At 70.3% G+C, this 24,284-nt stretch carries 19 protein-coding genes and 1 pseudogene; 16 read left to right on the top strand and 4 right to left on the bottom strand.

Going from position 1 to position 24,284, the window contains the following annotated elements; genetic code table 11:
* Positions 1–20: 20 nt before the first annotated feature.
* The gene (locus tag ABD017_RS10845) at positions 21–794 is read left to right on the top strand and encodes a DUF4097 family beta strand repeat-containing protein (protein WP_343882767.1); all 774 of its coding nucleotides are present in this window, start codon (positions 21–23) and stop codon (positions 792–794) included.
* A gap of 9 nt (positions 795–803) precedes the next feature.
* Here the strand turns inward: ABD017_RS10845 and ABD017_RS10840 are convergent, their stop codons facing one another.
* From ABD017_RS10840 to ABD017_RS10830, 3 genes are read right to left on the bottom strand one after another with little or no spacing between them, the layout of a single operon-like run.
* Positions 804–1,934, bottom strand: a complete 1,131-nt coding sequence (locus ABD017_RS10840) for an SLC13 family permease (RefSeq protein ID WP_343882766.1) — start codon at positions 1,932–1,934, stop codon at positions 804–806.
* Positions 1,935–1,974: 40 nt separating this feature from the next.
* Complete coding sequence (locus ABD017_RS10835) at positions 1,975–4,458, bottom strand: ABC transporter permease (protein WP_343882765.1); 2,484 nt, start codon at positions 4,456–4,458, stop codon at positions 1,975–1,977.
* Positions 4,455–5,153, bottom strand: a complete 699-nt coding sequence (locus ABD017_RS10830; protein ID WP_343882764.1) for an ABC transporter ATP-binding protein — start codon at positions 5,151–5,153, stop codon at positions 4,455–4,457. Before ABD017_RS10830 ends, ABD017_RS10835 begins: the two co-directional genes overlap by 4 nt.
* On the opposite strand from ABD017_RS10830, the gene ABD017_RS10825 reads away from it, so the two are divergent.
* From ABD017_RS10825 to ABD017_RS10815, 3 genes are all read left to right on the top strand, one after another.
* A complete protein-coding gene (locus tag ABD017_RS10825; RefSeq protein ID WP_343882763.1) occupies positions 5,152–5,805 on the top strand; it encodes an arylesterase in 654 nt (217 codons plus the stop codon). The genes ABD017_RS10830 and ABD017_RS10825 overlap by 2 nt on opposite strands.
* Before the next feature lie 87 nt (positions 5,806–5,892).
* Entirely contained in the window at positions 5,893–6,624 is a 732-nt protein-coding gene (locus ABD017_RS10820) for a response regulator transcription factor (protein WP_343882762.1), read from the top strand.
* A 19-nt stretch (positions 6,625–6,643) separates the two neighbouring features.
* A complete protein-coding gene (locus ABD017_RS10815; RefSeq protein ID WP_343882761.1) occupies positions 6,644–7,639 on the top strand; it encodes a sensor histidine kinase in 996 nt (331 codons plus the stop codon).
* A gap of 23 nt (positions 7,640–7,662) precedes the next feature.
* Here the strand turns inward: ABD017_RS10815 and ABD017_RS10810 are convergent, their stop codons facing one another.
* Positions 7,663–9,021 carry a 3-oxoacid CoA-transferase gene (locus ABD017_RS10810; RefSeq protein ID WP_343882760.1) on the bottom strand — a complete coding sequence of 453 codons (1,359 nt, stop codon included), beginning with the start codon at positions 9,019–9,021 and terminating at the stop codon, positions 7,663–7,665.
* A 610-nt stretch (positions 9,022–9,631) separates the two neighbouring features.
* Here ABD017_RS10810 and gspG point away from each other — a divergent pair.
* From gspG to ABD017_RS10750, 12 genes and pseudogenes are all read left to right on the top strand, one after another.
* A pseudogene (gene gspG, locus ABD017_RS10805) lies at positions 9,632–10,021 on the top strand (type II secretion system major pseudopilin GspG); the annotation flags it as partial.
* 89 nt (positions 10,022–10,110) lie between these two features.
* Entirely contained in the window at positions 10,111–10,557 is a 447-nt protein-coding gene (locus ABD017_RS10800) for a GspH/FimT family pseudopilin (RefSeq protein WP_343883097.1), read from the top strand.
* A gap of 149 nt (positions 10,558–10,706) precedes the next feature.
* A complete protein-coding gene (locus ABD017_RS10795; RefSeq protein WP_343883096.1) occupies positions 10,707–11,138 on the top strand; it encodes a type IV pilus modification PilV family protein in 432 nt (143 codons plus the stop codon).
* 92 nt (positions 11,139–11,230) lie between these two features.
* Complete coding sequence (locus ABD017_RS10790; RefSeq protein ID WP_425543718.1) at positions 11,231–11,944, top strand: prepilin-type N-terminal cleavage/methylation domain-containing protein; 714 nt, start codon at positions 11,231–11,233, stop codon at positions 11,942–11,944.
* Positions 11,945–11,979: 35 nt separating this feature from the next.
* On the top strand, positions 11,980–12,810 hold the full coding sequence (locus ABD017_RS10785) for a type II secretion system minor pseudopilin (protein ID WP_343882758.1): 831 nt from the start codon (positions 11,980–11,982) through the stop codon (positions 12,808–12,810).
* The gene (locus ABD017_RS10780; protein ID WP_343882757.1) at positions 12,807–13,967 is read left to right on the top strand and encodes a PilN domain-containing protein; all 1,161 of its coding nucleotides are present in this window, start codon (positions 12,807–12,809) and stop codon (positions 13,965–13,967) included. Before ABD017_RS10785 ends, ABD017_RS10780 begins: the two co-directional genes overlap by 4 nt.
* Positions 13,964–14,584, top strand: coding sequence for a type II secretion system protein GspM (gene gspM / locus ABD017_RS10775; protein ID WP_343882756.1), 621 nt, complete (start codon positions 13,964–13,966; stop codon positions 14,582–14,584). The genes ABD017_RS10780 and gspM overlap by 4 nt, the downstream gene beginning before the upstream one ends.
* Entirely contained in the window at positions 14,581–15,246 is a 666-nt protein-coding gene (locus tag ABD017_RS10770) for a hypothetical protein (RefSeq protein WP_343882755.1), read from the top strand. Before gspM ends, ABD017_RS10770 begins: the two co-directional genes overlap by 4 nt.
* Before the next feature lie 2 nt (positions 15,247–15,248).
* Positions 15,249–17,789 carry a type II secretion system secretin GspD gene (gene gspD, locus ABD017_RS10765; RefSeq protein ID WP_343882754.1) on the top strand — a complete coding sequence of 847 codons (2,541 nt, stop codon included), beginning with the start codon at positions 15,249–15,251 and terminating at the stop codon, positions 17,787–17,789.
* Positions 17,790–18,147: 358 nt separating this feature from the next.
* Positions 18,148–20,646: an ATP-dependent helicase HrpB gene (gene hrpB, locus ABD017_RS10760; RefSeq protein ID WP_343882753.1), complete on the top strand. Its 2,499-nt coding sequence runs from the start codon at positions 18,148–18,150 to the stop codon at positions 20,644–20,646.
* Between the two features lie 105 nt (positions 20,647–20,751).
* A complete protein-coding gene (locus tag ABD017_RS10755; RefSeq protein ID WP_425543717.1) occupies positions 20,752–23,454 on the top strand; it encodes a bifunctional diguanylate cyclase/phosphodiesterase in 2,703 nt (900 codons plus the stop codon).
* 94 nt (positions 23,455–23,548) lie between these two features.
* On the top strand, positions 23,549–24,241 hold the full coding sequence (locus ABD017_RS10750) for an ArsR/SmtB family transcription factor (protein WP_343882752.1): 693 nt from the start codon (positions 23,549–23,551) through the stop codon (positions 24,239–24,241).
* Positions 24,242–24,284 lie beyond the last annotated feature (43 nt).

Genomic DNA, 24,284 nt, shown 5'->3' with positions numbered 1-24,284 from the left:
CCACCGTCGAGGAATCGCCCATGCGTCGTCTGCCGTTCGCCGTGTTGTTTTTCGCACCCCTGGCCGCGATGGCCGGCACGCCGTGCGAGTACCAGGCGCCGCGTCATCTGCAGTTGGATCTGACCGGCGTGCGCGGGGTGCAGATCGAGGTGAACAGCCACACGCTGCACGTGCGTGGTGGCGATGCCAAGGGCCTCACGCTGGACGGCCGGGCCTGCGCCTCGGATGCCGCGTCGCTGGCCTCGCTGCAGGTGACCCATCGGCGCGAAGGCGACCAGCTGATCCTGGACATGGGCGGCGACAGCGGTGCCGTCGTCCATCGGATCGGCGGGGTTTACCGCGACCTGGAGGCCACGGTGCAGTTGCCCGCCAACCTGCCGCTGCGGCTGGACGTGGGCTCCGGCGACGCGGACGCGCAGGATCTAGGCCAGTTGCGCGGCAGCGTGGGCTCGGGCGACCTGCGGGCCAGCCGCATTGCCGGCGTTTTCGATGCCAGCGTGGGCTCCGGCGACATCGACGCCAGCGACATCGGTCGCCTGAACCTGGGCTCGGTCGGTTCGGGCGACGTTCGGGCGAAGGCGATCAAGGGCGACGTGCGCATCGGCAGCATCGGTTCGGGCGACGTCAGCCTGGACCAGGTCGGCGGCTCGGTGCGCGCCGACACGCTCGGTTCCGGCGACCTGAAAGTGCGCGACGTGGCCGGTGATTTCACTCTTGGCGCCAAGGGCAGCGGTGATGTCGACCATCGTGGCGTCAAGGGCAGGATCGACGTGCCGCACAGCGATGACGATTGACGCGCACGGCTAGCCCAGCCAGCGCCACGCCAGATACACCAGCGGCGCGGCCAGCAGCAGGAACGGGATCGATACCGCGTGCAGCAGCCGCAGGCCGTGCGGCTGTCGCGCCAGGCGCAGCGCGATCAGGTTGGCCAGCGAGCCGATCACCAGGCCGAAGCCGCCCACGTTGACCGCCACCGCCAGCGCTACCGCGTCCGGCGCGTGATCGAGCAGCAGGACGGTGGCCGGCACGTTGCTGATCGCCTGCGAGGCGACGATGGCGCCAAGGTAGACCGTCAACGGCTGGCTGAAATCCGTGGACTGCAGGATGCCGCGCACCCACGGCAGCTCGGCGAAGTGTCCCAGCCCCACGAAAATCGCGGCGAAGGTCAACAGCAGCAAACCGTCCACCCGCCGCAGGCTCGGGCGCGCGCCCAACGCAAACACCGCCAGCAGCACGGCGGCGCCCAGCGGCGCCAGGCCGTACTCCATCGCTACCACCATGCCGACCAGCGCCAGCGTCGAGCCGATACCGAGGCGCAGGGAAATCGTGGCGTGTTCGAGCCGTTCGCTGGTCAACGCCACTCGACCGCGCGGCAGCCACAGCACGGTCAGCAACGCGACCATCGCCAGCATCACCGCGGCAGCCGGCAGCATCGCCGCCACGAACTGCGCGAAGCCCAGCGCCGAGTGCTGCCACAGCAGTAGGTTCTGCGGGTTGCCGATCGGGCTCAGGGCCGAGCCCGCGTTCACCGCCAGCGCCTCCAGCACCACCATGCGCAATACCGGCAGGTTGGACATCGTGCCGATGGCTAGCGTCAACGGCACCACCAGGAACAGGCTCACGTCGTTGGTCAGCACCATCGACAACACGGCAGTGGCAGCCACCAGGCCCAGGCCGAGCCCGCGCAGCGAATGCGCCCGCGCCATCGCCGCCGCCGCCGCGCGCTGCACCAGGCCGCTGTCGCGAATGCCCTGGATCGCCAGCAGCAACCCCGCGAGCCCGGTCAGCGTGGGCCACTGCAGCCAGCGCCGGTAGTCGGCGATGGGTCGGGGATCGAGCAACGCCAGTGCGCCGGCAAAGGCGGCGAACAGCAGCAACAGCCATTCGTCGCGCAACCATCGGCGCCATGGCAGCGAGGGAACGTCAGGCGTCATGGCGAGCGGCGTCTGCGGTTGGGTGTCATCGGAGGAAACCTCACCCCTCCCGCAGCAACCGCATCGGCGGCGTGCGGCTGACCTTGCGCGTACCGACCAGTCCCAATGTCATCACCACCAGCGCGGCGATGATGGCGGCCAGTGCCAGCGGGGCCAGCGGCGGCACGAAGTGTTCGATATGGAACACGGCCCGGCCCAGCCACCAGCCGGCACCGGCGGCGCCCAGCGCGGCGGTGAGGCTGGCGATCAAACCCAGCAGCGCGAACTCGCAGGCCGCCGCCACGCGCAACTGCGCTCGGCGGGCGCCCAGCGTGCGCAGCAGTGCGGCCTCGTGCTGGCGTTCGGCCGCGCTGGCGGCCAGCGCGGCCGCCAGCACCAGGGCGCCGGCCAGCAGGCTGAAGCCGAGTATCCAGCGCACCGCGTTGCCGACCCGGTCCACGATCTCGCGCACGCGGTCCAGCAGCGAATCCACGTCGATCAGGCTGAGGTTGCCGTATTCGCGCGACAGTTGCGCCAATCCTTCGGCGTGCCCCGGTGGCAGGTAGAAGCTGGCCAGCCAGGTGTGCGGCAGGCCGCTGGCGTGGGCCGGGTCCAGCATCAAAAAGAAGTTGACCCGGAACGAACTCCAGTCGACCTTGCGGATGCTGGTGATCGTCGCGTCGATGCGGCCCTCGCCGATGTCGAAACGCAGCGTGTCGCCCAGCTTCAGCGCAAACATGTCGCGCCACGTGGTATCGATGGATGCCTCGGCCTGCGCCGGGTGCGACTCCGGCCAGCGTCCGGAAATCACCTGGTTGCTCGGCGGCAAAGCGTCGGCCCATGACAGCCGCAGCTGGCGATCCGCGCGGTCATTGGCGCGTTCGTCCTCGAAGTGCAGCTGGTCGATCGGCTGGCCATTGATCGCCATGAGCTTGCCTACCGCCAGCGGCATCATGTTGAGCTTCTCGCCGCCGATCGCTCCCAGCGCCCGGGCGAAGCCCTCGCGTTGGTCGTCCTGCAGGTTCATCGCAAACCAGTTGGGCGTATCGGCGGGCAGCTCCTGGCGCCAGCCCTGCAGCAGGGATGGCGCCACGATCGCCAGCAACAGCAGCGCGCACAGGCCCAGGCTGAGCGCGGTGGCCTGGATCAGGCTCAAGATGCGCCGCCGCGCCAGCGCCGCCAACCCCAACCGCAGGGCCGGATGCGCGCCCGGCGCCACGCGTCGCGCCAGCCACAGCATCAAGGCCGCCAGCAGGGCCGCAACCACGGCCACGCCGAGCAGGCTGGCAGCGAGGATGCCGGCCAGCGTCAGCGACCGGCTTTGTGCCCAGATCAAACCCAGCGCCACCAGCAGAGGTACCAGGTACAGCGCGTCGAAGCGTCGCGTTGTTCGCGTGGCGCTCTGGCGAAACACCGCCACCGGCGGCACCTCGGCCAGCCGCGCCAGTGGCGGCAGCGCAAAACCTGCCAGTACCGCCAGGCCCATGGCCGCCGCCGCGAACGACGGCGCCAGCGGCAACGCGGTGGGCACCGAGCCGAACAGCGTGTTGGCGAACACCCACGCCAGCTGCGACAGGCCCAGGGCCAGCACCGCCCCCAGCGCCGTGGCCGGTATCGCCAGCGCACCCAGGGTGCCCAGCAGCAGGCCCATCACCTGCCGGCGCGGCGTACCCAGGGCGCGCAGCAGGGCGACCTCGGCGGTCTTGCGCCGCGCGTAGCGTTGCGCCGACAGCGCGATGGCGATGCCGGCCAGCAGCGCCGACAACAAGGCGGTGAGGCGCAGGAAGGCGCCGGCGCGGTCGAACGAGGTGCGCATGCGCTCCTGCGTCTGTTCGGGCGTGATCAGCTGGGCGCCTTGCGGCAACGCCGATGCCTGCACCTGCTGGTGCCACGCCTCCACCGCCGCCGGTTCGCCTGCCAGCAGCAATTGATGGCGGGCGCGGCTGCCGGGATCGAGCAGCCCGGCCTGGCGGGCATCGGCCAGGTTCATCAGCGCGCGTGGGGCCAGCGCCAGCAGCTGGCCGCCGTCGGGCTGGCGCTGCAGTTCCGCGGCGATAGTCAACTCGCGGCCGCCCAGCTGCAGCGGCTGGCCCACTTTCAGGTTGAGCGCCACCAGCGCGCGATGGTCGAGATAGACCTGGCCCGGCGCCGGCGCGTGGCCCACCTCACTGCGACCGGCCGCATCACCGATCTGCAGCGTACCGCGCAGCGGGTAGTGCGGCCCGGCGGCCAGCACGTCGAGCAACTGGGTCTGCTCCCCGGCAAAGGCCACGCTGGGGAAGCTGGCGCTGTGCGCCACCTGCAGGCCGCGCTGGCGCGCCGCTTCGGCGTAGCTTTCGGGCAGCGCCTGCGGCGAAGACAAGCCGACGTCGCCGCCGATCAACTCGGCCGCGCCGGCCAGCATGCCGCGCTCGATCCGTGCCGCCAGCGTGGCCACCACGCCCAGCGCCACCACCGCCAGCACCAGCGATGCGGCCAGCGTGCGCAGCTCCGGCAGATGCCATTCCCGTCGCAGGCTGCGCATGGCCAGCCACAGCGGCCTCACGAGCGGGCGTCCGCGGTGGTCACGACGCGGCCCTCTTCGAGCTCGATCCGGCGGTCGCAGCGCGCGGCCAGTTCGGCGTCGTGGGTCACCAGCACCAGCGTGGTGTGGTGATCGCGGTTCAATGCGAACAGCAGGTCGCAAATGTGGTGGCCGGTGCGCTGGTCGAGGTTGCCGGTGGGCTCGTCGGCGAACAGCACGCGCGGGCCATGCACGAACGCGCGGGCGATCGCCACGCGCTGTTGTTCGCCACCGGACATTTGCGCCGGGTAGTGCCGCCGCCGCGACGCCAGACCCACCGCGTCCAGCGCCTGCCGGGCGCGTGCACGCGCGTCGCTGGCGCCTTCCAGTTCCAGCGGCAGCATCACGTTTTCCTCGGCGGTGAGCGCCGGCAGCAGGTGGAACGACTGGAACACGAAACCCACCAGGCGCCGGCGCAGGTCCGCTCGCGCTTCCTCGTCCAGCGACTCCAGCGCATGGCCGTCCAGACGGATGCTGCCGCTGCTGGACGTATCCAGCCCGGCCAGGAGGCCGAGCAGGGTGGTCTTGCCGGACCCCGATGCGCCCACGATGGCGAAGCTTTCGCCGGAAAGGACCTGCAGGTTCACTCCGCGCAGGATGTCCAAGGCGCCCTCGGGGCCAACGACCGACTTGCTAACATCGCAGGCCACGACAAGCGGATGGGAAGAATCACTCATGCATCGATGCCCTGGTTGGAGGATATGGAGCGTATGGGTGCTGCTTTGTTGCATCGGCATCGGCAGCGCGCAGGCCGCCACGCCGAAAACGGTGCTGGTGCTGGGTGATTCGCTGTCCGCCGCGCACAACATTCCGGTCGAAGCCGGCTGGGTGCACTTGCTGGACGCGCGTCTGCGCAAGATGGTGCCGGAATGGCGCGCGGTCAATGCCAGCATCAGCGGCGAGACCTCGCTCAGCGGCCGCAACCGCCTGCCCGGACTGCTGCAGAAATACCGGCCGCAGGTGCTGGTGATCGAGCTGGGCGCCAATGACGGGCTGCGCGGTTTGCCGTTGCCGGCCCTGCGCGACAACCTGGAGGCGATGATCGCCATGGCGCAGGAAAGCCACGCCCGGGTCCTGCTGGTGGGCATCGAATTGCCGGTGAATTACGGGTCGCGCTACCGTGACGGCCTGCGCGCGATCTACGCCGACCTGGCCGCGAGTCGGAACCTGGCGCTGGTGCCTTTCCTGCTCAAGGGCGTGGCGATGGACCCCGCCCTGATGCAAAACGATGGCCTGCACCCCGTCGCGGCGGCGGAACCGACCGTGCTGGAAACCGTGTGGCAAGGGCTGCGCCCGCTGCTCGACGGTCGCCGTCCCAACGGTTCCTGAACCGCCCGGAACCATTTCACGCGCCCCTCACCCCACAACCGTTTAGATCTTCACATTTGTGAAATCCCAACGCGCGAGGACGACGATATGACCGTACACGACGAGCAAGCCGGGTTGATCCTGTTGGTCGAAGACAATCGCCAGATAGCGGAAATGGTGGGCGAATTCCTCGAACGCCGCGGGTATTCGGTGGATTACGCGGCCGATGGCGTCAGCGGCCTGCACCTGGCGGTGTCCAACAGCTACGACGTGATCGTGCTCGATCTGATGCTGCCGGGGCTGGACGGGCTGGAGGTCTGCCGCAAGCTGCGCAAGGAGGCGCAGAAATCGACGCCGGTGCTGATGCTTACCGCGCGCGACACGCTGGACGACAAGCTGGTCGGGCTGGAAGCCGGCGCCGACGACTACCTGGTCAAGCCGTTCGAGGTGCGTGAACTCGAAGCGCGTCTGCGCGCGCTGATCCGCCGCGATCGCCGCCAGGTCTCCACCGAAGTGCTCACCGTGGGCGATATGACGCTGGATACCGCCACGCTGCGCCTCACCCGCGACGGGCAGGAGCTGGTGGTGTCCCCGATCGGCCTGAAGCTGCTGGCGATCCTGATGCGCGAATCGCCCCGCGTGGTCAGCCGGCGCGACATCGAGCGCGAGATATGGGGCGACACCTTGCCCGATTCCGACACCTTGCGCTCGCACCTGTACAATCTGCGGCGCGTCATTGACAAGCCCTTCCCGCGGCCCCTGCTACATACCATTCACTCGGCCGGCTACCGCCTCGCGGATCTTGAATCGGAGGTGGCGCTGACCGCCCAGACGGCTTGAAACCGATACGGCGAAGTCAATGGACGAAAGGGTGAAAACGGCGACCACCTGCCGGGTGGGAGCCTTCCGTCGGCGCATCACCTGGGTGTTCGGCTTGCAGTTCGTGGCCGTGGTGATCATCTGCATCATGGGCATCTACGACGTGGCGCCGACCCTTGCCGTCGTCACCGTGATCATCCTCACCACCACGCTGGGCTGGTTCGCCACCCGCCGCGAATGGCGGCCGGTACGGGCGCTGGCCCGGCTGGTGGCGGGCTGGGATGGGCAGCAGCCCGATCCCGATGCGCTGCAACTGCACAAGCTGTCCACCCATACCGATGCCGACGTGGCGTCGCTGGCGCGCGGGTTGCACGGGTTCGCCACCCGCATCGCCGGCTACAACCAGCGCGAGCGCAATTTCACCCGCGACGCCAGCCACGAGCTGCGCAGCCCGCTCACGGTGATCAAGATGTCGGTGGACATGCTGGCTGACGAGGAGGGCCTGACGGAATTCGGCACGCGTTCGGTGCACCGCATCCGCCGCGCCACCCGCGAGATGGAAGTGCTGGTCGAGGCGATGCTGATTCTGGCACGCGAGTCCGACACGGTGATCGACAACGAGCGCTTCGTGGTCAACGACGTGCTGCAGCAGGAGTTGCAATCGGCCCGCGAACTGCTGGTTGGACGGCCGATCGAACTGGAGCTGGAAGAACCCGCACGCTTCGCGCTGGAAGGCTCGGCGCGGGCGTTTTCGGTGCTGTGCTGGCAGCTGATCCGCAACGCCTGCCAGCAGACCGAGGAGGGCCGCGTCATGGTTACCGTGACGCCTGGCGTGGTCAGCGTCAGCAACCACGTACCGGCGCCATCGATGGACGACACCCATCCCAAACGCTTGCACGCCGCCGACCGGCACGGTTTCGAGCTGGCCATCGCGCAGCGCATCAGCGACCGCTTCGACTGGCCGCTGGAGCTGCAGACCCAACCGGGCCACGAGAACGTCGCCCGCATCCGTTTTCCGCACCCGTTGCCGGATTAGTCGCCGGCGGGAATGCCGCGCCTTCAGCCCTGCAGCGATGGCGACACGTTGAACGCGCAGCCGGTTTTCGCCTTCACGTCGTCCAGCGAGACGCCGTCGTTGAGCTCGATCAGCGTCAGCCCCTTGCCCTTGGCCACCTCGAACACGCACAGGTCGGTGATGATCAGGTCAACCACCTGCTTGCCGGTGAGCGGCAGGTCGCATTGATCCTTGATCTTGGGGCTGCCGTCCTTCGCGCAGTGCTCCATCAGCACCACCACGCGCTTGACGCCGCTGACCAGGTCCATCGCGCCGCCCGGGCCCTTCACCATCTTGCCCGGCACCATCCAGTTGGCCAGGTCGCCGTGCGCGGAAACTTCCAGGCCACCCAGGATCGACAGGTCGATATGGCCGCCGCGGATCATCGCGAACGAATCGGCGCTGGAGAAGAAACTGGAGCCGGGCAGGGTGGTGATGGTCTGCTTGCCGGCGTTGATCAGGTCCGGATCGAGCTGGTCCTCGGTGGGGAACGGGCCGATGCCGAGCAGGCCGTTCTCCGACTGCAGGGTGACGCTGACGCCCTCGGGAATGTGGTTCGCCACCATGGTGGGAATGCCGATGCCCAGGTTCACGTAGAAGCCGTCGCGCAGTTCCTGCGCGGCGCGCTTGGCCATCGCCACGCGAGTGGGGTTTTCCTTGCCGGAGACCACGCCCGCGATGGTGCGGAATTCGATCCGCTTCTCGTACTTTTCGCCCTGCACGATGCGGTCGACGTAGATGCCCGGCACGTGGATGTTGTTCGGGTCCAGCTCGCCAACGGGTACCAGATGCTCCACCTCGGCCACGCAGGCCTTGCCGCAGGTGGCGATCATCGGGTTGAAGTTGCGTGCGGTCTCGCGGAATACCAGGTTGCCGTGGGCGTCGCCCTTCCACGCCTTGACGATCGACAGGTCGGCGGTGATCGCCTCCTCCAGCACGTATTCCTTGCCGCCGAAGACCTTGGTCTCCTTGCCCTCGGCCAGCTTGGTGCCGAACGCGGTGCGCGTATAGAAACCGGGGATGCCCGCACCACCGGCACGAAGTTTCTCCGCCAGCGTGCCCTGCGGCGTAAGGTGCAGCTCCAGTTCGCCGGCCAGCGTCTGCCGCTCGAATTCCTTGTTCTCGCCCACGTAGGAGGCATACACGCGCTTGACCTGATGGGTCTTCAGCAACGGACCCATGCCGAAATCGTCCACGCCGGCGTTGTTGCCCACGATGGTCAGGTCTTTGGTGCCGGCCTCCAGCAAGGCACCGATCAGGTTTTCGGGAATGCCGCACAGGCCGAAGCCGCCGGCCGCGATCGTCATGCCGTCGAACAGCAGCCCATCGAGGGCTTGCGCGGCGCTGGGATAAACCTTGTCCATTGCATGTATTCCTGCAGCAAGAGTCGTCGCAAGAATACGACGGAATGCTTCGACGAGCTTTCCGCCTGCTGAACTGCGCGCTGTGGGAGCAACTTCAGTCGCGATGCTCTTGCCGTTTGTAGGAGCGACTTCAGTCGCGATGCTTTTGGGTTTCGTGTGGCCTCAGAGCAAGAGCAAGAGCAAGAGCTTTCGATCGCCTACGGCGCTCGAGTTACTTTTCTCTTGCGTGGCCAAGAGAAAAGTAACCAAAAGAGAAGGCCACCCCGCTTCCGCGCCTTGCGGGCATCCTGCCCGCAAGGTTCGCGGGCGGGCTACGGGGTTTGTCGACAGTCCATCCATGGACTGACGCCAAACTGGCTTGCATCCATGCAAGCCACCCTGCGGGCTGATCCTCCGCCCGCCCGCCGCTGCAGAGGGGCCCCGGGAAGAGCGCCGCGCCATCGTGGCGCGGACTCGGTGCGCCGCGGCTGTGCCCCGGGGGGGGGGGGGGGGGGGGGGGGGGGGGGGGGGGGGGGGGGGGGGGGGAACGGGTACAGCGAAAAGCTGGCGCTCCCCCGCCTTTCCCGCTCCCCGTTCCCCGTTCCCCGTTCCCGGGCGCGCTTCGCGCGCCAAAGGTTTCACCCTGCTGGAAATGCTGGCCGTGATCGTGCTGATCGGCATCGTGGGCACCATCGTGGTGCGGCAGGTGGGCAACAGCGTGGACAAGGGCAAGTACGGCGCGGGCAAGGCGCAATTGCAGGTGCTGGGGCAGGCGATCGACAGCTACGCGCTGGACAACGGCATGCCGCCGCGGCAACTGCAGGACCTGGTGGCCAAGCCCGCCAACGCGCCCAACTGGCAGCGTCCCTACGCCAAGCCATCCCAGTTGCTGGACCCCTGGGGCCATCCGTTCGGCTACACCGCACCCGGCGAGCACGGCAATTTCGACCTGATCTTCTACGGCCGCGACGGCAAGCCCGGCGGCGAGGGCTACGACAAGGATGTGGGTAGTTGGCAGTGAGGCCGGGAATGGGGAATCGGGAATCGGGAATAGGCAAAGCCGGCAAACACCGGCTTTTCGCTCTTCCGATTCCCGATTCCCGATTCCCCATTCCCGGGCGCGCTTCGCGCGCCCAAGGCTTCACCCTCCTCGAAATGCTCGCCGTGATCCTGCTGATCGGCGTGGCCACGGCGGCGGTGGCGTTCTCGGTGACGCAAGGCCTGGCGGGCGCCCGCGCCGCGTCGGCCAGCGCCGACCTTGCCGCGGCGCTGCGCGCCACCCGCGCCCAGGCGATCGTGCGCGGCCAGACCCGGGTGTTCGACCTGGATACCCGCGCCAACCGCTGGCGCAATGCGCGCGGGCAAACCGTGACCCTGCCGCCCGACATGCGCCTGAGCATCACCAGCGCCCGCGAGGATGCCCCCGACGACCACACCGGCCGCATCCGCTTCTTCCCCGACGGCAGCTCCACCGGCGGCCACATCGTGGTGCAGCGCGGCCAGCGCCAATGGCGGATCGACGTGGCGTGGCTCACGGGCGCGGTGGTGGTGCGATGAGAGCGGGGAATCCCACAAGGGGACTTCCTTACGGTCGTGGGGAATGGGGAATCGGGAATCGGAAAGGCCGGCAAGCACCGGCTTTTCGCTCGTCCCATTCCCCATTCCCCATTCCCCATTCCCGGCTCTCAAACCATTCCCGATTCCCGATTCCCGATTCCCCGCGTGCTTCGCGCGCCGCCGGCTTCACCCTCCTCGAAGTCCTGGCTGCCATCGCGCTGCTCGGCATCGCCTTCGCCGTCCTGATGCAGGTGGCCGGTGGCGCGATCGGGCTTACCGGTCAGGCGGCCGATGCCAGCCAGGCGGCGATGTGGGCGCGCAGCAAGCTCGACAGCGCCTATGTGGTGGAACCGCTGCAGCCAGGTCGCAGCAGCGGGCGCTTCAACCGCAAGTTCCAGTGGCAACTGAATGTGACGCCCTGGCATGCAGAGGGCGCCACCGACCCGACGTCGCTGCAGCTTTACCAGCTGGATCTGCAGGTCAGCTGGGGCGCCGCCGCGCATCCGCATACGGCGAATTTCCGCACCCTGCGTCTGCTTGCGACCCGTCCGGGCGCCGATCCGATGGCACCGACGCCATGATGGGGCGCGGCGAGGGTGCGATGGGAACCGGAGCTCGGTGGACCGCGCCCGGGAACAGGGAACGGGGAACGGGGAACGGGAAAGGCCGGACAGTGCCAGCTTTTCGCTCTTTCCGTTCCCCGTTCCCCGCTCCCCGTTCCCTGCGCGCCACGCGCGTCCACGGCTTCACCCTCCTCGAAGTGCTCGCGTCGCTGGCCCTGCTGGGCCTGCTGATGCTGGGTGTCTACGCCGGCGTGGGCATCGCCACGCGCAGCGTGCATGCGGGCACCGCGCGGGTGGAGCGGCTGGACGAGGTGCGTGCGGCGCAGCAGCTGTTGCGGCGCGAGCTGGCGCAAGCGATGGCGCAGACGATCGATCACGACGACCGGGGCGTGCCGCTGGTTTTCGAGGGGGCTCCCCGGCAGATGCGCTACGTGGCGCCGCTGCCCGGTTACCTCGGGGCGTTGGGGCCGCAATTGCAGACCTTGCGCCTGGCCGACGACGGCGACAACGGCCTGCGGCTGGAACTCGGGCTGGCACTGTTGCCGCCCGATGGCAGCCAAGCGCAACCGGTGGGCAAGCCGCAGCTGCTGGTCGATCACGTGCGCTGGGCGCGCTTCAGCTACCGCGGCGTCGATGCGCGCGGCCGCGCCACGCCATGGCTGGCGCGCTGGACCGACGGTCGCACGCTGCCACGGCTGGTACGCGTGGAGCTGCAACTGGACGGCCAGGTGCCCTGGCCCACGCTGGAGGTGCCGCTGCGGGTGGATGCCGGCACGGGCGGCAGCACCTCGCTCCTGCCGATGCGCCGGGCGGGCACGCTGTGAGGCGCACGTGGCCATCATCCCGACGCCAGCGCGGCGTGGCCTTGCTGCTGGTGCTGTGGGCCTGCGCGCTGCTGGCCGTGCTGCTGGGCGGCTACGCGGCCGTGACGCATACCGAGGCGGTGCTGGCGCGGTACCAGCTGGCCCATGCCCGCGCCCACTATGCCGCCGAGGCCGGGCTCATGCGTGCGCTGCGCGGCCTGCACGACCCCGACGCCGCACGGCGCTGGGTCGGTGACGGCCGTCTCTACACGCTGCGTTTCGGTGACGCCGAACTGCGCATCCGCGCGGTGGACGAGGCGGGCAAGGTGGATCTGAACAGCGCCTCGCCGCAGGTGCTGCAAGGCCTTTTTCGCGCCGCGGGGATGGCGGCGCAGGAGGCCCAGGCGCTGGCGACGCGCGTAGTGGCATGGCGCACCCGTCCCGAAATCGAGGGCACGGCCGACGATGGCGCCGACTACGCGGCGGCAGGGCGGCACTACGCCCCGCGGCACGGCCCGTTCGCCAGCATCGAGGAGCTGCAGATGGTGCTCGGCGTAACCCCGGCGCTGTATCGCACGCTGGCCCCGCACCTCACGCTGTGGTCGGGCCAGCCCGGCCCCGATCCCAACGTTGCCACCTCGCTGGCGCTGGCCGCGATCCCCGGCATGACGCCGTCGCGGATGCAGGAAATCATCGCGGCCAGGCAGCGCAACGCGGCTGATCCGGCGTTGGCCGTGGGCGTGGGCGTTACCCACAGCGTGCGTTCGCAAGCTACGCTAGCGGACGGCACACGGGCCGTGCTGCGCGCCACCATCCGATGGCAGGCGGCGCGTATCGGCGGAACACCTTACACAGTGCTGCGCTGGCAGGAGGGAGACCAGGAATGAGTACGCTGCCGCCATCGCCGCCGTCGGGGCGCGAGCGCCTGCGCCAGGCGTGGCGCGGCTCGCGCGTGCCGGCGTTCCTGGCCGCCTGGGGCGCCGAATTGCAGGCGGCGCTGCCGCCACGCTGGCGAGGATGGGTCGTCTCCGCCGCGGTGTGGCATGGCCTGCGCCGCGACCGGCACGAGTGGGTGCTGTACCGCATGGGGCAGGCGCAACCGCTGGCCCGCTGGCGCGCCGATGACCCCGCCACCGCGCAACAGGCGGCGCTGCAGGCCGCGCTGCAGGCAGTGGATCGCGAAGACCGCCGGCTCGCGCTGCTGCTGGACCCGCACGACGTGCTGCGCCGCGTGGTCAGCCTGCCGCTGGCCGCGCGCCATCACCTGGCCCAGGTGATGGCGTTCGAGATGGACCGGCAGACGCCGTTCACGGTCGACCAGGTGCATTACGCCGTGCGCGAGCTGGCCCCCGCCGAAGCCGGCCCGGCCGGCCATCTCCAGGCCGAGCTGCTGGCCACCCCGCGGCGCGTGCTCGATCCGCTGCTGGCGCAGCTGGGCGCCAGCGGCATCGTCATCGACGCGGTGGACCTGGCCGAGGGCGAGCATCGGCTGGGCGTCAACCTGCTGCCACCCGCGCGGCGGCCGCGCCACGCCCACCCGCGGCGGCGCCTGAATGCCTTGCTCGCCGCCGCCTGCGTGCTGCTGGCGCTGCTGGCGCTGGGCCAGTACCGGCACAACCGGCAGCAGTTGCTCGATCGCATGCAGGCCCGGGTGGAATCCATGCGCGCCGACGCGCAGGAGGTGATGGCGCTGCGCCAGCAACTGGCCGACAACGCCGGCGCCGCCGGTTTCCTGGTGGCGCGCAAGCAGCGCTCGACCACCATGCTGGCGTTGCTGGCCGATCTCACCCGCCGCCTGCCCGACACGGCCTGGCTGGAACGCCTCAGCATCGACGCCAGCGGCCAGCTGGGCCTGCAGGGTCAGAGCCAGCGGGCCGCCGGCCTGCTGGATGCGCTGAAGGATTCGCCGCTGATCACCGGCGCCGCGTTCCAGGGCGCGATCCAGCCCGATGCCACCACCGGCAAGGAGCGGTTCTACCTGGTGGCGCAGTTGCGCAACGCGCCGGCGTCCACCGCCCCCGCCGCCAGCGGCAGCGCGCCATGAGGCCGTTGCTGGCCAGTGCGCGCCAGCGCCGGATCGGCGCCGTGCTGTTGTTGCTGCTGGCGCTGCTGCTGGCCTATGTGTTGCTGGTGCACTGGTGGCTGGTGGCGCCGCTGCGGCAGATCGATGCGCGCATCGACGAGCTGCAACAGACCCACGCCCGCTACGCGGCCGCAATCGCGGAGAAACCGCGACTGCAGCAGCGCATCGCCGCGCTGGGCGCGGGGCAGGCCGCCAGCAGTGCCTTCCTGCCCGAGGACGACACGAACACCGCGGCGGCCGGCCTGATGCAGCGCGTGGTCGACGTGGTGGCCGCGCAGACCGGCGAGGGCGGCTGCGTGGTCAGCCAGAAAACGCCGATCGCCAATCCGCCGGCCACGCCCGGCGAGCCGTATCGCAAGGCCGCCGCCAGCATCAGCCTGAGCTGCTCGATCGAATCGCTGGCTGCGGTGCTGCATGCGCTGGAGCAGGGCACGCCGTACCTGTTCGTCGACGAGCTCAGCATCTACCGCAACCCGGTGGCGGTGCAGCAGGATCGCCGCGCGCCGCTGGAGGCGCAGTTCACCGTATCGGGCTATGTGCGCCCCGCGCGCGCATCCGCCACGCAGGTGCAGCCATGAACGCCGCCGGCCAGCGTCGCCTCACCCCGGTGCTGATGCTGGCGCTGGCCGCGCTCGGCGGGCTGTGGCTGGCCTTGCTGGGTGGGTGGGGCAGCGAACCGCGGTGGTCGACGGTAGCCGCCGCCACGCCGGCGCCGGCGGCCGATCGCGCGACACCGTTGCCGCCGCCGGCGCCTCTGGGCCAGTTTGCGCTGATCTGGCAGCGGCCGTTGTTCAGCCCCGACCGCCGGCCCGCCGCGCAGGAGCTGCAGGGCAGCAGCATCGGCGAGCTGCAGCTCACCGGCGTCATCCTCACGCCGACGCTGCAGCTGGCGCTGCTGCACGATCGCCAGGGCGATCGGGAACTGCGCCTGCACCGCGGCGAATCCGCGCCGGGCGGCCAGGTCACCCTGGTCGAGGTGCGCCCGCGCTCGGCCGTGTTCGACACCCCCAACGGGCGCGTGGAGCTGCACCTGCCGGCCGGGGCGCCGATCGATGCCAACGCGCCGCCCGCGGCGCCCGATGCCGCGCCCGCGGAACCGGCCGCGGCGCCCGCCACCGACGCGCCCGCAGCAGGCCGCGCGCCCGACCAGACCCAGGCGCAGCGCATCCGCGCGCTGCGCCAGATCATCCAGAAACGCCGTGCCGCCCAGGCCGCCGCGGTACACGAAGGAGACCATTGAGCATGCATCGCACGCACAGACAGGTACTGCCGCGGCGGCTGCTACGCGCGTTGGCGCTCGCCCTGGCGGTTTGGCTGGTGGGCTGCGCCAGCCTGCCGCAGCCGCGCGACGACAACGCCCTGCAACGCGAGGCCGTGGCCGGCACCCGGGACCCGGTGCCCTCGCCGCTGCCGCTGCCCGCCACCGCGGCGCCGGATGCGGCCTCGGCGCTGCGCCCGCAGCTGAGCCAGGGCAACGGCCAGTTCATCCGTCCCACCGGCCTGGCCGCGCCGCGCGCGTCGGCGGCCGGGCCCGAAGGCGTCACCTTCAACTTCGAGAACCAGCCGGTGCAGGCGGTGGTGAAGGCGATTCTCGGCGACCTGCTCAACAAGAACTACACCATCGTGCCCGGCGTGCAGGGCAACATCTCGTTCTCCACCGCCGAGCCGGTCGATGCCAGCGAGGCGCTGCCGATCCTGGAGACGCTGCTGTCGTGGACCGGCAACGCGCTGATCCAGCGTGGCGACAGCTACGTGGTGCTGCCGGCGAAGGACGCGCTGGGCGGCAACCTGGTGCCCAGCCTGGGCGCGGCCGCGCCGCAGGGCGGCCTGCAGGCGCGGCTGTTTCCGCTGCGCTACATCTCGGCCACCGAGATGCAGAAGCTGATCAAGCCGTTCGCGCGGCCGGATTCGATCCTGCTGGTCGATCCGGCGCGCAACCTGCTGGTGATGTCCGGCACCGCGCAGGAGCTGGCCAATTACCAGCGCACCGTGCGCACCTTCGACGTGGACTGGCTGCGCGGCATGTCGGTGGGCGTGTTCAGCCTGCAGCGCGCCAGCGTCGCCGAGCTGATGCCCAGGCTCGACAGCATGTTCGGCCCCAAGGGCGACACCCCGCTGGCGGGCATGCTGCGCTTCATCCCGATCGAGCGCACCAACGCGCTGGTGGTGATCAGCACCCAGAGCGACTACCTGCGCGAGGTGGGCGACTGGATCGCCCGCATCGACCGCGGCGGCGGCAACGAGCCGCAGCTGTTCGTCTACGACGTGCGCAACATCAAGGCCTCCGACCTGGCCCGCTACCTGGCGCAGATCTACACCAACGCCGCGGCCGGTGGCGGTGGCGCTGGTGAAGGAGGCGAGGTCGGCCCCGGCCTGACCGCAGGCACGCTGGGCAACGCCGACAACGGCACCGGCGACGCGATGGGCCGCGTCGGCGGCAACCTGGGCGGCAATGCCTACGCCAACGGCACGGGCGCAGGCGGCGGCTTCGGCGACAGCGGTGGCCTGGCGCATACCACCAGTGCCGCCAGCGACCAGCAGTTCAGCTCGTCCGACGGTTCGATCCGGATCTCCTCCGTCGATGCCAACAACCAGTTGCTGGTGCGCGCGCGACCCTCGCAGTGGTCGGAGATCGAGACGGCGATCAAGCGGCTGGACACCGTGCCGCTGCAGGTGCAGATCGAGACGCGCATCCTGGAGGTGCAACTGACCGGCAAGTTCCAGTTCGGCGTGCAGTGGTACCTGGAAGGCCTGGCCGGCGGCGCGCCCAACAGCAGCGGCGGCATCACCCCCGGCCAGCCCGGCAATCGGCAGCAGTGGGCGCTGGGCAAGGGCGGCATGAGCTACAACCCCACCGGCGACTCGTTCTTCTACTCCTTCCTCAACAACAACCTGCAGGTCGCGCTGCACGCGCAGGAGGAGAACGGCAACGTCAAGACCTTGTCGGCGCCCTCGCTGGTGGTGATGAACAACCAGGTGGCGCGCATCCAGGCGGGCGACCAGATTCCCGTCAACCAGACCTTCTTCACCCCCGGCCTGGGGAGCGTGGCCAACGGCGCGCCGACCACGGTCGGCCAGGTGCAGTACATCAGCACCGGCGTGATCCTGGACGTGCAGCCGCGGATCAATCCGGGCGGCCTGGTCTACCTCAACATCAAGCAGCAGGTGAGCGTGCCCGGCACCAAGGACGCCAACGGCAACTACACCATCCAGCAGCGCGAGATCGCCACCCAGGTCGGCGTGCAGAGCGGCCAGACCGTGCTGCTCGGCGGCCTGATCCGCCAGGACGAGGGCAATACGGATACCGGCATACCCGGGCTCAACCGCATCCCGCTGGTGGGGCGCCTGTTCGGCAGCACCGACCGCCACCGCAACCGCTCGGAACTGATCGTGCTGATCACGCCGCGCGTGATCGGCTCCAGCGAGGACGCCCGGCGCGTCACCGACGAGTACCAGGCCAAGTTCGAGTCGCTGGCCCCGCTGCGTGCCGAGCAGGCGAGACAGCCGCCACCGCCGGCCGCCTCGCCGGCGGACGTGCCGCTGCCCCGGCCACCGGCAACGGCCGAGCAATTGAGCGACCAGGCGGCCGCCGCGCTGGCGCAGGGCGACTACGCCAGCGCGCAGCGCCTGGCGCTGGAGTCCTGGCGCAACGGCGCCCAGGAGGGGCGGCTGTGCGCCCGCAACTGGCAGCTCATCGCCAGCGTGCGCACGCAACTGGGCGACACACGCGGCGCGGAAACGGCGCACCGGTGGGTGACCCAATGCATCGCCGGCGACAAGTAGTGCTCGGGGCAGGGTGAAAGCCGGAGCTTGGGGCGTCTGAGGTTCTGACGGAGGTCGGGGGTCTCTGCTTCCTCTCCCCCGTGGGGAGAGGACCGAGGAGAGGGGCCGGTGCTTGCGGGGAAGCTGATGGTGGGCTCCTGGCGTCGTGGGCAGCGTCGTTGGGGGTTCGACGCGGCGTGGCTCGCTTCGTTGGCAGTTCCCCGCGGCATGTCCCCCTCTCCCCAGCCCTCTCCCCAGCCCTCTCCCCGCAGGGGAGAGGGGATTACGGTTTTCTTCCAGTTCGCGGCGCGGCGCGCGGTCGCTTCCCACGCTGCGGCGGGGCGCGGGCAGCCGCACCCTCGCCGCTATCATTCGCTGGATGACCGCGTTCCCCATCAGCCCGCTGCTGCCCGACATCTGCGCCTCGCTGGCCGCCCACCCGCGACTGGTGCTGGAGGCGCCGCCGGGCGCCGGCAAGACCACCCAGGTGCCGCTGGCCCTGCTCGACCAGCCGTGGTTGGCCGGCGGCAGGATACTGATGCTGGAACCGCGCCGCATCGCGGCGCGCGCGGCGGCGCAATACATGGCGCGGCAGCTGGGTGAAACGGTGGGGCAGACGGTCGGCTACCGCATCCGTTTCGAGGCGAAGGTCGGCCCCGCCACGCGGATCGAGGTGGTCACCGAGGGCATCCTCACCCGGCTGATCCAGCGCGATCCGGAGCTGGTCGGCATCGGTGCGATCGTGTTCGACGAATTCCACGAGCGGCACCTGGCCGGCGACCTGGGCGCGGCGCTGGCGCTGGACATCCAGGCGACCTTGCGACCGGATCTGCGGCTGCTTCTGATGTCGGCCACGCTGGATGGCGAGCGCATCGCGCAATGGCTGGATGCGCCGCGCATCACCAGCCCCGGCCGCAGTTTTCCCGTGCAGGTCGTGCATCCGCCGGCGCGCACGCAGGAGAGCATGGAGCAGCAGCTGGCGCGCGTGACCCGGCTGGCGCTGCAGGAAGATGCCGGCGACGTGCTGGCCTTCCTGCCCGGCCGGCGCGAGATCGCGCGGGTGCAGGCCTTGCTCGCCTCGGTCGCCGACGACTACCCCGAGCTGGAGATCGTGCCGCTGCACGGCGAGCTTTCGCTGGCGGAGCAGCAGGCGGCCCTGGGCGATGCGGAGCCGGGCACGCGCCGCGTGGTGCTGGCCACCAACGTGGCCGAATCGAGTATCACGCTGCCGGGCATCCGCGCGGTGATCGACAGCGGCCTGGCGCGCGAGCCGCGCTTCGATCCCAATTCCGGCTTTACCCGCCTGCAGACGGTGAACATCTCGCAGGCCTCCGCCGACCAGCGCGCGGGCCGCGCCGGCCGCGTCGCCGCGGGCACGGCGTACCGGTTGTGGCCGCAGAGTCGGCGGCTGGAAACCGCGCGCACGCCGGAAATCGCCCAGGCCGACCTGTCCGGCCTGGCGCTGGAACTGGCGGCCTGGGGCAGCGACGCGCTGCCCTGGCTGGACCTTCCGCCGCCCGGCGCCCTGGCGCAGGCGCGCGACCTGCTGCGCGCGCTGGCCGCGGTGGACAACGACCACCGCATCACCGCGCTGGGCCGCGACTTGCTGGAGCTGGGCGCCACGCCGCGTCTCGGTGCGGCCGCGTTGCGCGCGCCGGCCACGCTGCGCCCGCTGGTTGCCGACCTGCTGGCATTGATGGAGGCGCGCTCGCCACTGCGCGGCGAGTCCTCGCGCAGCGACGATTTCCGTGAGCGGGTCAGCGTCCTGCATGCGTGGCGCGACCGGCGCGGCACGCTGCCCCGTGGCGCGGTGGATGCCGGCGCGCTGGCCGCCATCGAGCAGGCCAGCAAGGGCTGGCGCAGACGTCTGGACGTCCATACGTCTGCCAGCGGCACGCCCGGAAGCCACGCCGTGGGCGACCTGCTGCTGCACGCCTTTCCCGACCGGGTGGCGCACCGCAGCGGCAACGATCCGCTGCGCTACACGCTGGCCAACGGCCGCGGCGCGCGATTGCACGAGAACACCGCCCTGCACGGCGAGCCGTGGCTGGTGGCGCTGGATCTGCGCCACGAGGCGCGCGACAGCCTGATCCTCGCCGCGGCACCGCTGGACCCGGACGTGCTGGAGCGCGACTACCCCGCGCTGTTCACCCGCCAGCGCACGCAGCGCTGGAACGACGAGCGCGGCGCGGTCGAGGCATTCGAGGAACGCCGCTTCGGCGCGATCGTGCTGGAGCGGCGCAGCGTGCCGGTGGATGCGCGCGACACCTTGCCGACCCTGCTTGCCGCGCTGCGCGCGGGCGGGCTCGGCCTGCTGCCGTGGAGCGAGTCGGCCCGGCGGCTGCGCGCGCGCCTGCAGGCCGTGCGCGAGTGGATGCCCGAGCTCGGCCTGCCCGACGTTTCCGACGCGGCGTTGCTGGCCACGCTGGAACAGTGGCTGGCGCCGTACCTGGATGGCGTGCATCGGCTCGACGCACTGGATGCCGGCAGCCTGTTGCAGGCGCTTTCGGCGCTGCTCGATCATGCGCAGCGCCTCGCGCTGGATCGCCACGCGCCCGAGAGCCTGGTCGTTCCCAGCGGCCAGCAGCGGCGGCTCGACTACGTGCCCGGCGAGCCGCCGGTGCTGGCGGTGAAGCTGCAGGAGTTGTTCGGCCTGGCCGACACGCCGCGCGTGGGCGGCGGCCGCGTCGCGGTCACCCTGCACCTGCTGTCGCCGGCGGGGCGGCCGATCCAGGTGACGCAGGATCTTGAGGGTTTCTGGCAGCGCACCTATCCGGAGGTCAGGCGCGAGCTGAAAGGCCGTTATCCGCGCCATCCGTGGCCGGACGATCCGTGGACGGCGCAGCCCACGCATCGCGCCAAGCCGCGCCCGCGCTGAAGATCGCCCGATCGTTCCCGCCCGCTTCGTCCGGGAGGCTGCGGTATTCGTGCTGCGTGGTTATCTGTACCATCGATTGCGCCATGGCCATCCGTGGGGGACGTCTTGCGCGCCATCAAACGCTCCACCGCTCCAGCGCCGCCGGACACGAGGCCCGGCCAGGACCGGGATACGCCGACGCCCGCGCCACGGCGTTTCTCTCCCTACGGGTGGAGTCTGCTGGCGTTGCTGCTGGGCCTGGCACTGACGATGCTGCTGCGCCATCAGCAGATCCAGCGGGAACAGGCTGCGCAGGAGCTCGCCCGCAGCGCCCTGGTCGACAAGAGTTCCGTGGCGCTGGTGACGCAATTGCAGTCGGCCGAAACCCTGCTGCGTGCGGTGCAGAGCCTGTTCCTTTCCTCCGACGAGGTCAGCGAGCGGGAGTTCGCCAACATCTATGCCAACCTGCAGCCACGCCGCCGGTTCCCCTCGCTGCAGGCGTTGGCCTACGCGCGAAAGGAGGTGCGCGCGGATGGCGACCACTACGTCACCACCTGGGTGCAGCCGCTGACAGGCAACGCCGCCCTGGCCGGGCTGGACGTCAACGCGCAGCCGAACAACCTGCTGGGCGTGATCGAATCGCGCGATTCCGACCTGCCCACCTTGTCGGCGCCGTTCCGGTTGGCGCAGCAGGTGGGCACGATGCCGCGCGACGACGGCATCACCTTGCGCATACCGATATTCAGCCCCGGGCCGCCACCGGTGTCGGTGGGCGAACGGCGTCGGCGCGAGACCGGATCGCTGGCGGTGTCGTTTCGCCTCAGCGGCCTGATCGGCAATGCGCTGTCACCGGACGTCACGCAGATATTCCGCGTGCGCATCACCGACGTCACCGATGCCAGGGAGCGGCTGTTGTTCGATTCGACCACGACGGCACCGGTCGATGGCAGCAAGGACTTCCAGCGCCGGATTGCCTATGGTGGGCGGGTGTGGCGGATGGACATGCAACCGCACGTGGTCGCCCAGACCGGATTCGACCTGGGCGACTCGGCGTTGCCCGTCGGCGTGCTGGCCAGCCTGCTGCTGGCGATGCTGGTATTCACCATTGCCAGCACCCGCCAGCGGGCGATCGCGCTGGCCTGGCACATGACCCGCCGCTACCGCGAGAGCGAGGAGCGCTTTCGCGCCCTGAACGAGCTGCTGCCGGCGCTGGTGCTGCTGGCCGACGCGGATGACGGAGCCATCACCTATGCCAACCGCGCGTCCCGCGAGCGCTTGGGCGAGAGCGTGGACCGGCGGCGACTGTCGGACCTGTTCGAGGATGCGCGCCTGCTGCCGGACCTGCGGCAGCCGGACACGCGCGATTTCCACCGCATCAGCGCCGCGCTGTGCGACGAGCAGGGGCTGCGCTTCTGGGCCGACGTGGCGCTTTCGAAAGTGGTGCTGGACGGTGCCGAGAAGTTGCTGATGGTGGCGATCGACGTCACCGAGCAACGGCAGCTCAACGAGATGCTGAGCTTCCAGGCCAGCCACGATGCGCTGACCGAGCTGTACAACCGGCGCGAGTTCGAGAGCCGCCTGCAGGGCATCCTCAACGCCACCGAAACCGGCGCGCCGATGGCGGTGCTGCTGTACATCGACCTTGACCAGTTCAAGCTGATCAACGACACCTCCGGCCATATCGCCGGTGATCACCTGCTGGCGCAACTGGCCGCCACCATGCACAAGCAGCTCTCGGCCAGCGACGTGCTGGCGCGGCTGGGCGGCGACGAGTTTGGCGTGCTGGCGCTGGACATCCCCGACCGGCAGGCGGCCGAGGCGGTGGCCGAGCGCGTGCGCCATTGCATCGACCAGTGGGTGTTCGTGTGGGAGCAGCGCAGCTACACGGTCAGCGCCAGCATCGGCGTGGTGATGATCGACCAGCCCGGCATGACCATGAAGGACCTGCTGGCCCGCGCCGACACCGCCTGCTACATGGCCAAGGAGCTGGGCCGCAACCGCGTGCATTTCTATTCCGAACGCGACGACGAGGCGGCGCGCCGCCGCGGCGAGATGGAATGGGCCAACCGCCTGCGCTGGGCGGTCGACGAACAGCGCCTGGTACTGGTCTACCAGGAGCTGACGCCGCTGTCGCCGCGGCTGGAGTCCGGTCCGCGGGTGGAGCTGCTGCTGCGCTTCCGCGACGATTCCGGCACCCTGGTATTGCCCGGCGTGTTCATGCCTGCCGCCGAGCGCTACAGCCTGATGCCGATGCTCGACCGCTGGGTGGTGGAGACCGCGCTGGCGCACTTCGACCAGCTGCACCCGGCCGGCGCCGACCTGCGGCTGGCGACGATCAACCTGTCCGGCGCCAGCGTCGAGGACGACGCGCTGGCCGACCTGATCATCGCCTTGCTGAAGAAACACCGCGTGGCACCGTCGCGCGTGTGTTTCGAGATCACCGAAACCGTGGCGGTGCGCAACCTGTCCCGCGTGGCCCGTTTCATGGAGCAACTGCGCCAGGTCGGCTGCAAGACCGCGCTGGACGATTTCGGCGTGGGCATGTCGTCGTTCGCGTACCTGAAGAACCTGCCGATCGACATCATCAAGATCGATGGCAGCTTCATCCGCGACATGCTCACCGACCCGGTCAGCCACGCCATCGTGCGCGCGGTGGCCGACATCGGCCAGCGGCTGGGGCTGGAAGTGGTGGCCGAGTGGGTGGCCGACGAGGAAACGCTGCGCGTGCTCACCGCGATGGGCGTCAGCCATGCGCAGGGCTTCAGCCTGCACGCGCCGGAGCCGGCGCGGTTCCAGTACGCGGCGGCGCCTTCCGCATCGCCGCCCTGACCACCGCCGGTTCGATGCGCCGGGCCGTGCCATGCCCGGGATGTTTCGCTCCGCGACGAAGCGTGCGGCCGCCCGCGCTGGGTAGACTGCGGCCATGACCGATGCCGCCGGACCCAACCGCTACCAACTGGCCGAGATGGGCGCCTTGCTGGCCGAGCCGGCGCGGGCGGCGATGCTGCTGGCGCTGATCGACGGCACCGCCCGCCCCGCCGGCGAGCTGGCACGGGCCGCGGGGGTCAGCGCCGCCACCGCCAGCGCCCACCTGAAGCGGCTGCTGGAAGGCGGGCTGCTGGGCGTGCACGTGCAGGGCCGGCATCGCTACTACCGCCTGGATGACGACGATGTCGCCGCCTGGCTCGAAGCCATGGCGCTGCCGCGCGCTGGCGGCGTGCGTTCCGTTCCGCGCGTCGACCCGCCGCTGCGCCGGGCGCGCACCTGCTACCGCCATCTCGCCGGCCAACTCGGCGTGGCCGTGTGCGAAGCGTGGCTGGAGCGCAACTATCTGGCTGCCGACGGCGGCGGCCTGCGCCTGCTGGGGGCGGGCGCGCAGGCACTGGCGGAGGCGGGCCTGGCACTGCCGCCTTCCGCCAAGCTGCTGGCCCTGCGCGGACGCGGCTGCCTGGACTGGACCGAACGCCGCCTGCACCTGGGTGGCCCGCTCGGCGTGGCGGTAACCGGCGCGATGCTGGACGCCGGCTGGCTGCGCCGCGCGGCGCAGGGCCGTGCCCTGCGGCCCAGCGCGGAGGGCCTGCGGCGACTGGCCCTGCTGGGTGCACGGCTGGACTGACGCGACGGCGTTCTTCGACGCGGCGTTCATCCGCCGCGGCGTC

The organism is Rhodanobacter caeni (assembly GCF_039523575.1).
GTDB classification, from domain to species: domain Bacteria; phylum Pseudomonadota; class Gammaproteobacteria; order Xanthomonadales; family Rhodanobacteraceae; genus Rhodanobacter; species Rhodanobacter caeni.
The sequence above is the reverse complement of the archived record's forward strand: the minus strand, read 5'-3'. Positions and strand labels throughout refer to the sequence as shown.

What these genes read in the sequence shown, in the direction of transcription:
- ABD017_RS10845 (WP_343882767.1), top strand. Translation starts at nt 21, where the DNA reads ATGCGTCGTCTGCCGTTCGCCGTGTTGTTTTTCGCACCCCTGGCCGCG.
- ABD017_RS10840 (WP_343882766.1), bottom strand. Translation starts at nt 1,934, where the DNA reads ATGACGCCTGACGTTCCCTCGCTGCCATGGCGCCGATGGTTGCGCGAC.
- ABD017_RS10825 (WP_343882763.1), top strand. Translation starts at nt 5,152, where the DNA reads ATGCATCGATGCCCTGGTTGGAGGATATGGAGCGTATGGGTGCTGCTT.
- ABD017_RS10830 (WP_343882764.1), bottom strand. Translation starts at nt 5,153, where the DNA reads ATGAGTGATTCTTCCCATCCGCTTGTCGTGGCCTGCGATGTTAGCAAG.
- ABD017_RS10820 (WP_343882762.1), top strand. Translation starts at nt 5,893, where the DNA reads ATGACCGTACACGACGAGCAAGCCGGGTTGATCCTGTTGGTCGAAGAC.
- ABD017_RS10815 (WP_343882761.1), top strand. Translation starts at nt 6,644, where the DNA reads ATGGACGAAAGGGTGAAAACGGCGACCACCTGCCGGGTGGGAGCCTTC.
- ABD017_RS10810 (WP_343882760.1), bottom strand. Translation starts at nt 9,021, where the DNA reads ATGGACAAGGTTTATCCCAGCGCCGCGCAAGCCCTCGATGGGCTGCTG.
- ABD017_RS10780 (WP_343882757.1), top strand. Translation starts at nt 12,807, where the DNA reads ATGAGTACGCTGCCGCCATCGCCGCCGTCGGGGCGCGAGCGCCTGCGC.
- gspM (WP_343882756.1), top strand. Translation starts at nt 13,964, where the DNA reads ATGAGGCCGTTGCTGGCCAGTGCGCGCCAGCGCCGGATCGGCGCCGTG.
- ABD017_RS10770 (WP_343882755.1), top strand. Translation starts at nt 14,581, where the DNA reads ATGAACGCCGCCGGCCAGCGTCGCCTCACCCCGGTGCTGATGCTGGCG.
- gspD (WP_343882754.1), top strand. Translation starts at nt 15,249, where the DNA reads ATGCATCGCACGCACAGACAGGTACTGCCGCGGCGGCTGCTACGCGCG.
- hrpB (WP_343882753.1), top strand. Translation starts at nt 18,148, where the DNA reads ATGACCGCGTTCCCCATCAGCCCGCTGCTGCCCGACATCTGCGCCTCG.
- ABD017_RS10750 (WP_343882752.1), top strand. Translation starts at nt 23,549, where the DNA reads ATGACCGATGCCGCCGGACCCAACCGCTACCAACTGGCCGAGATGGGC.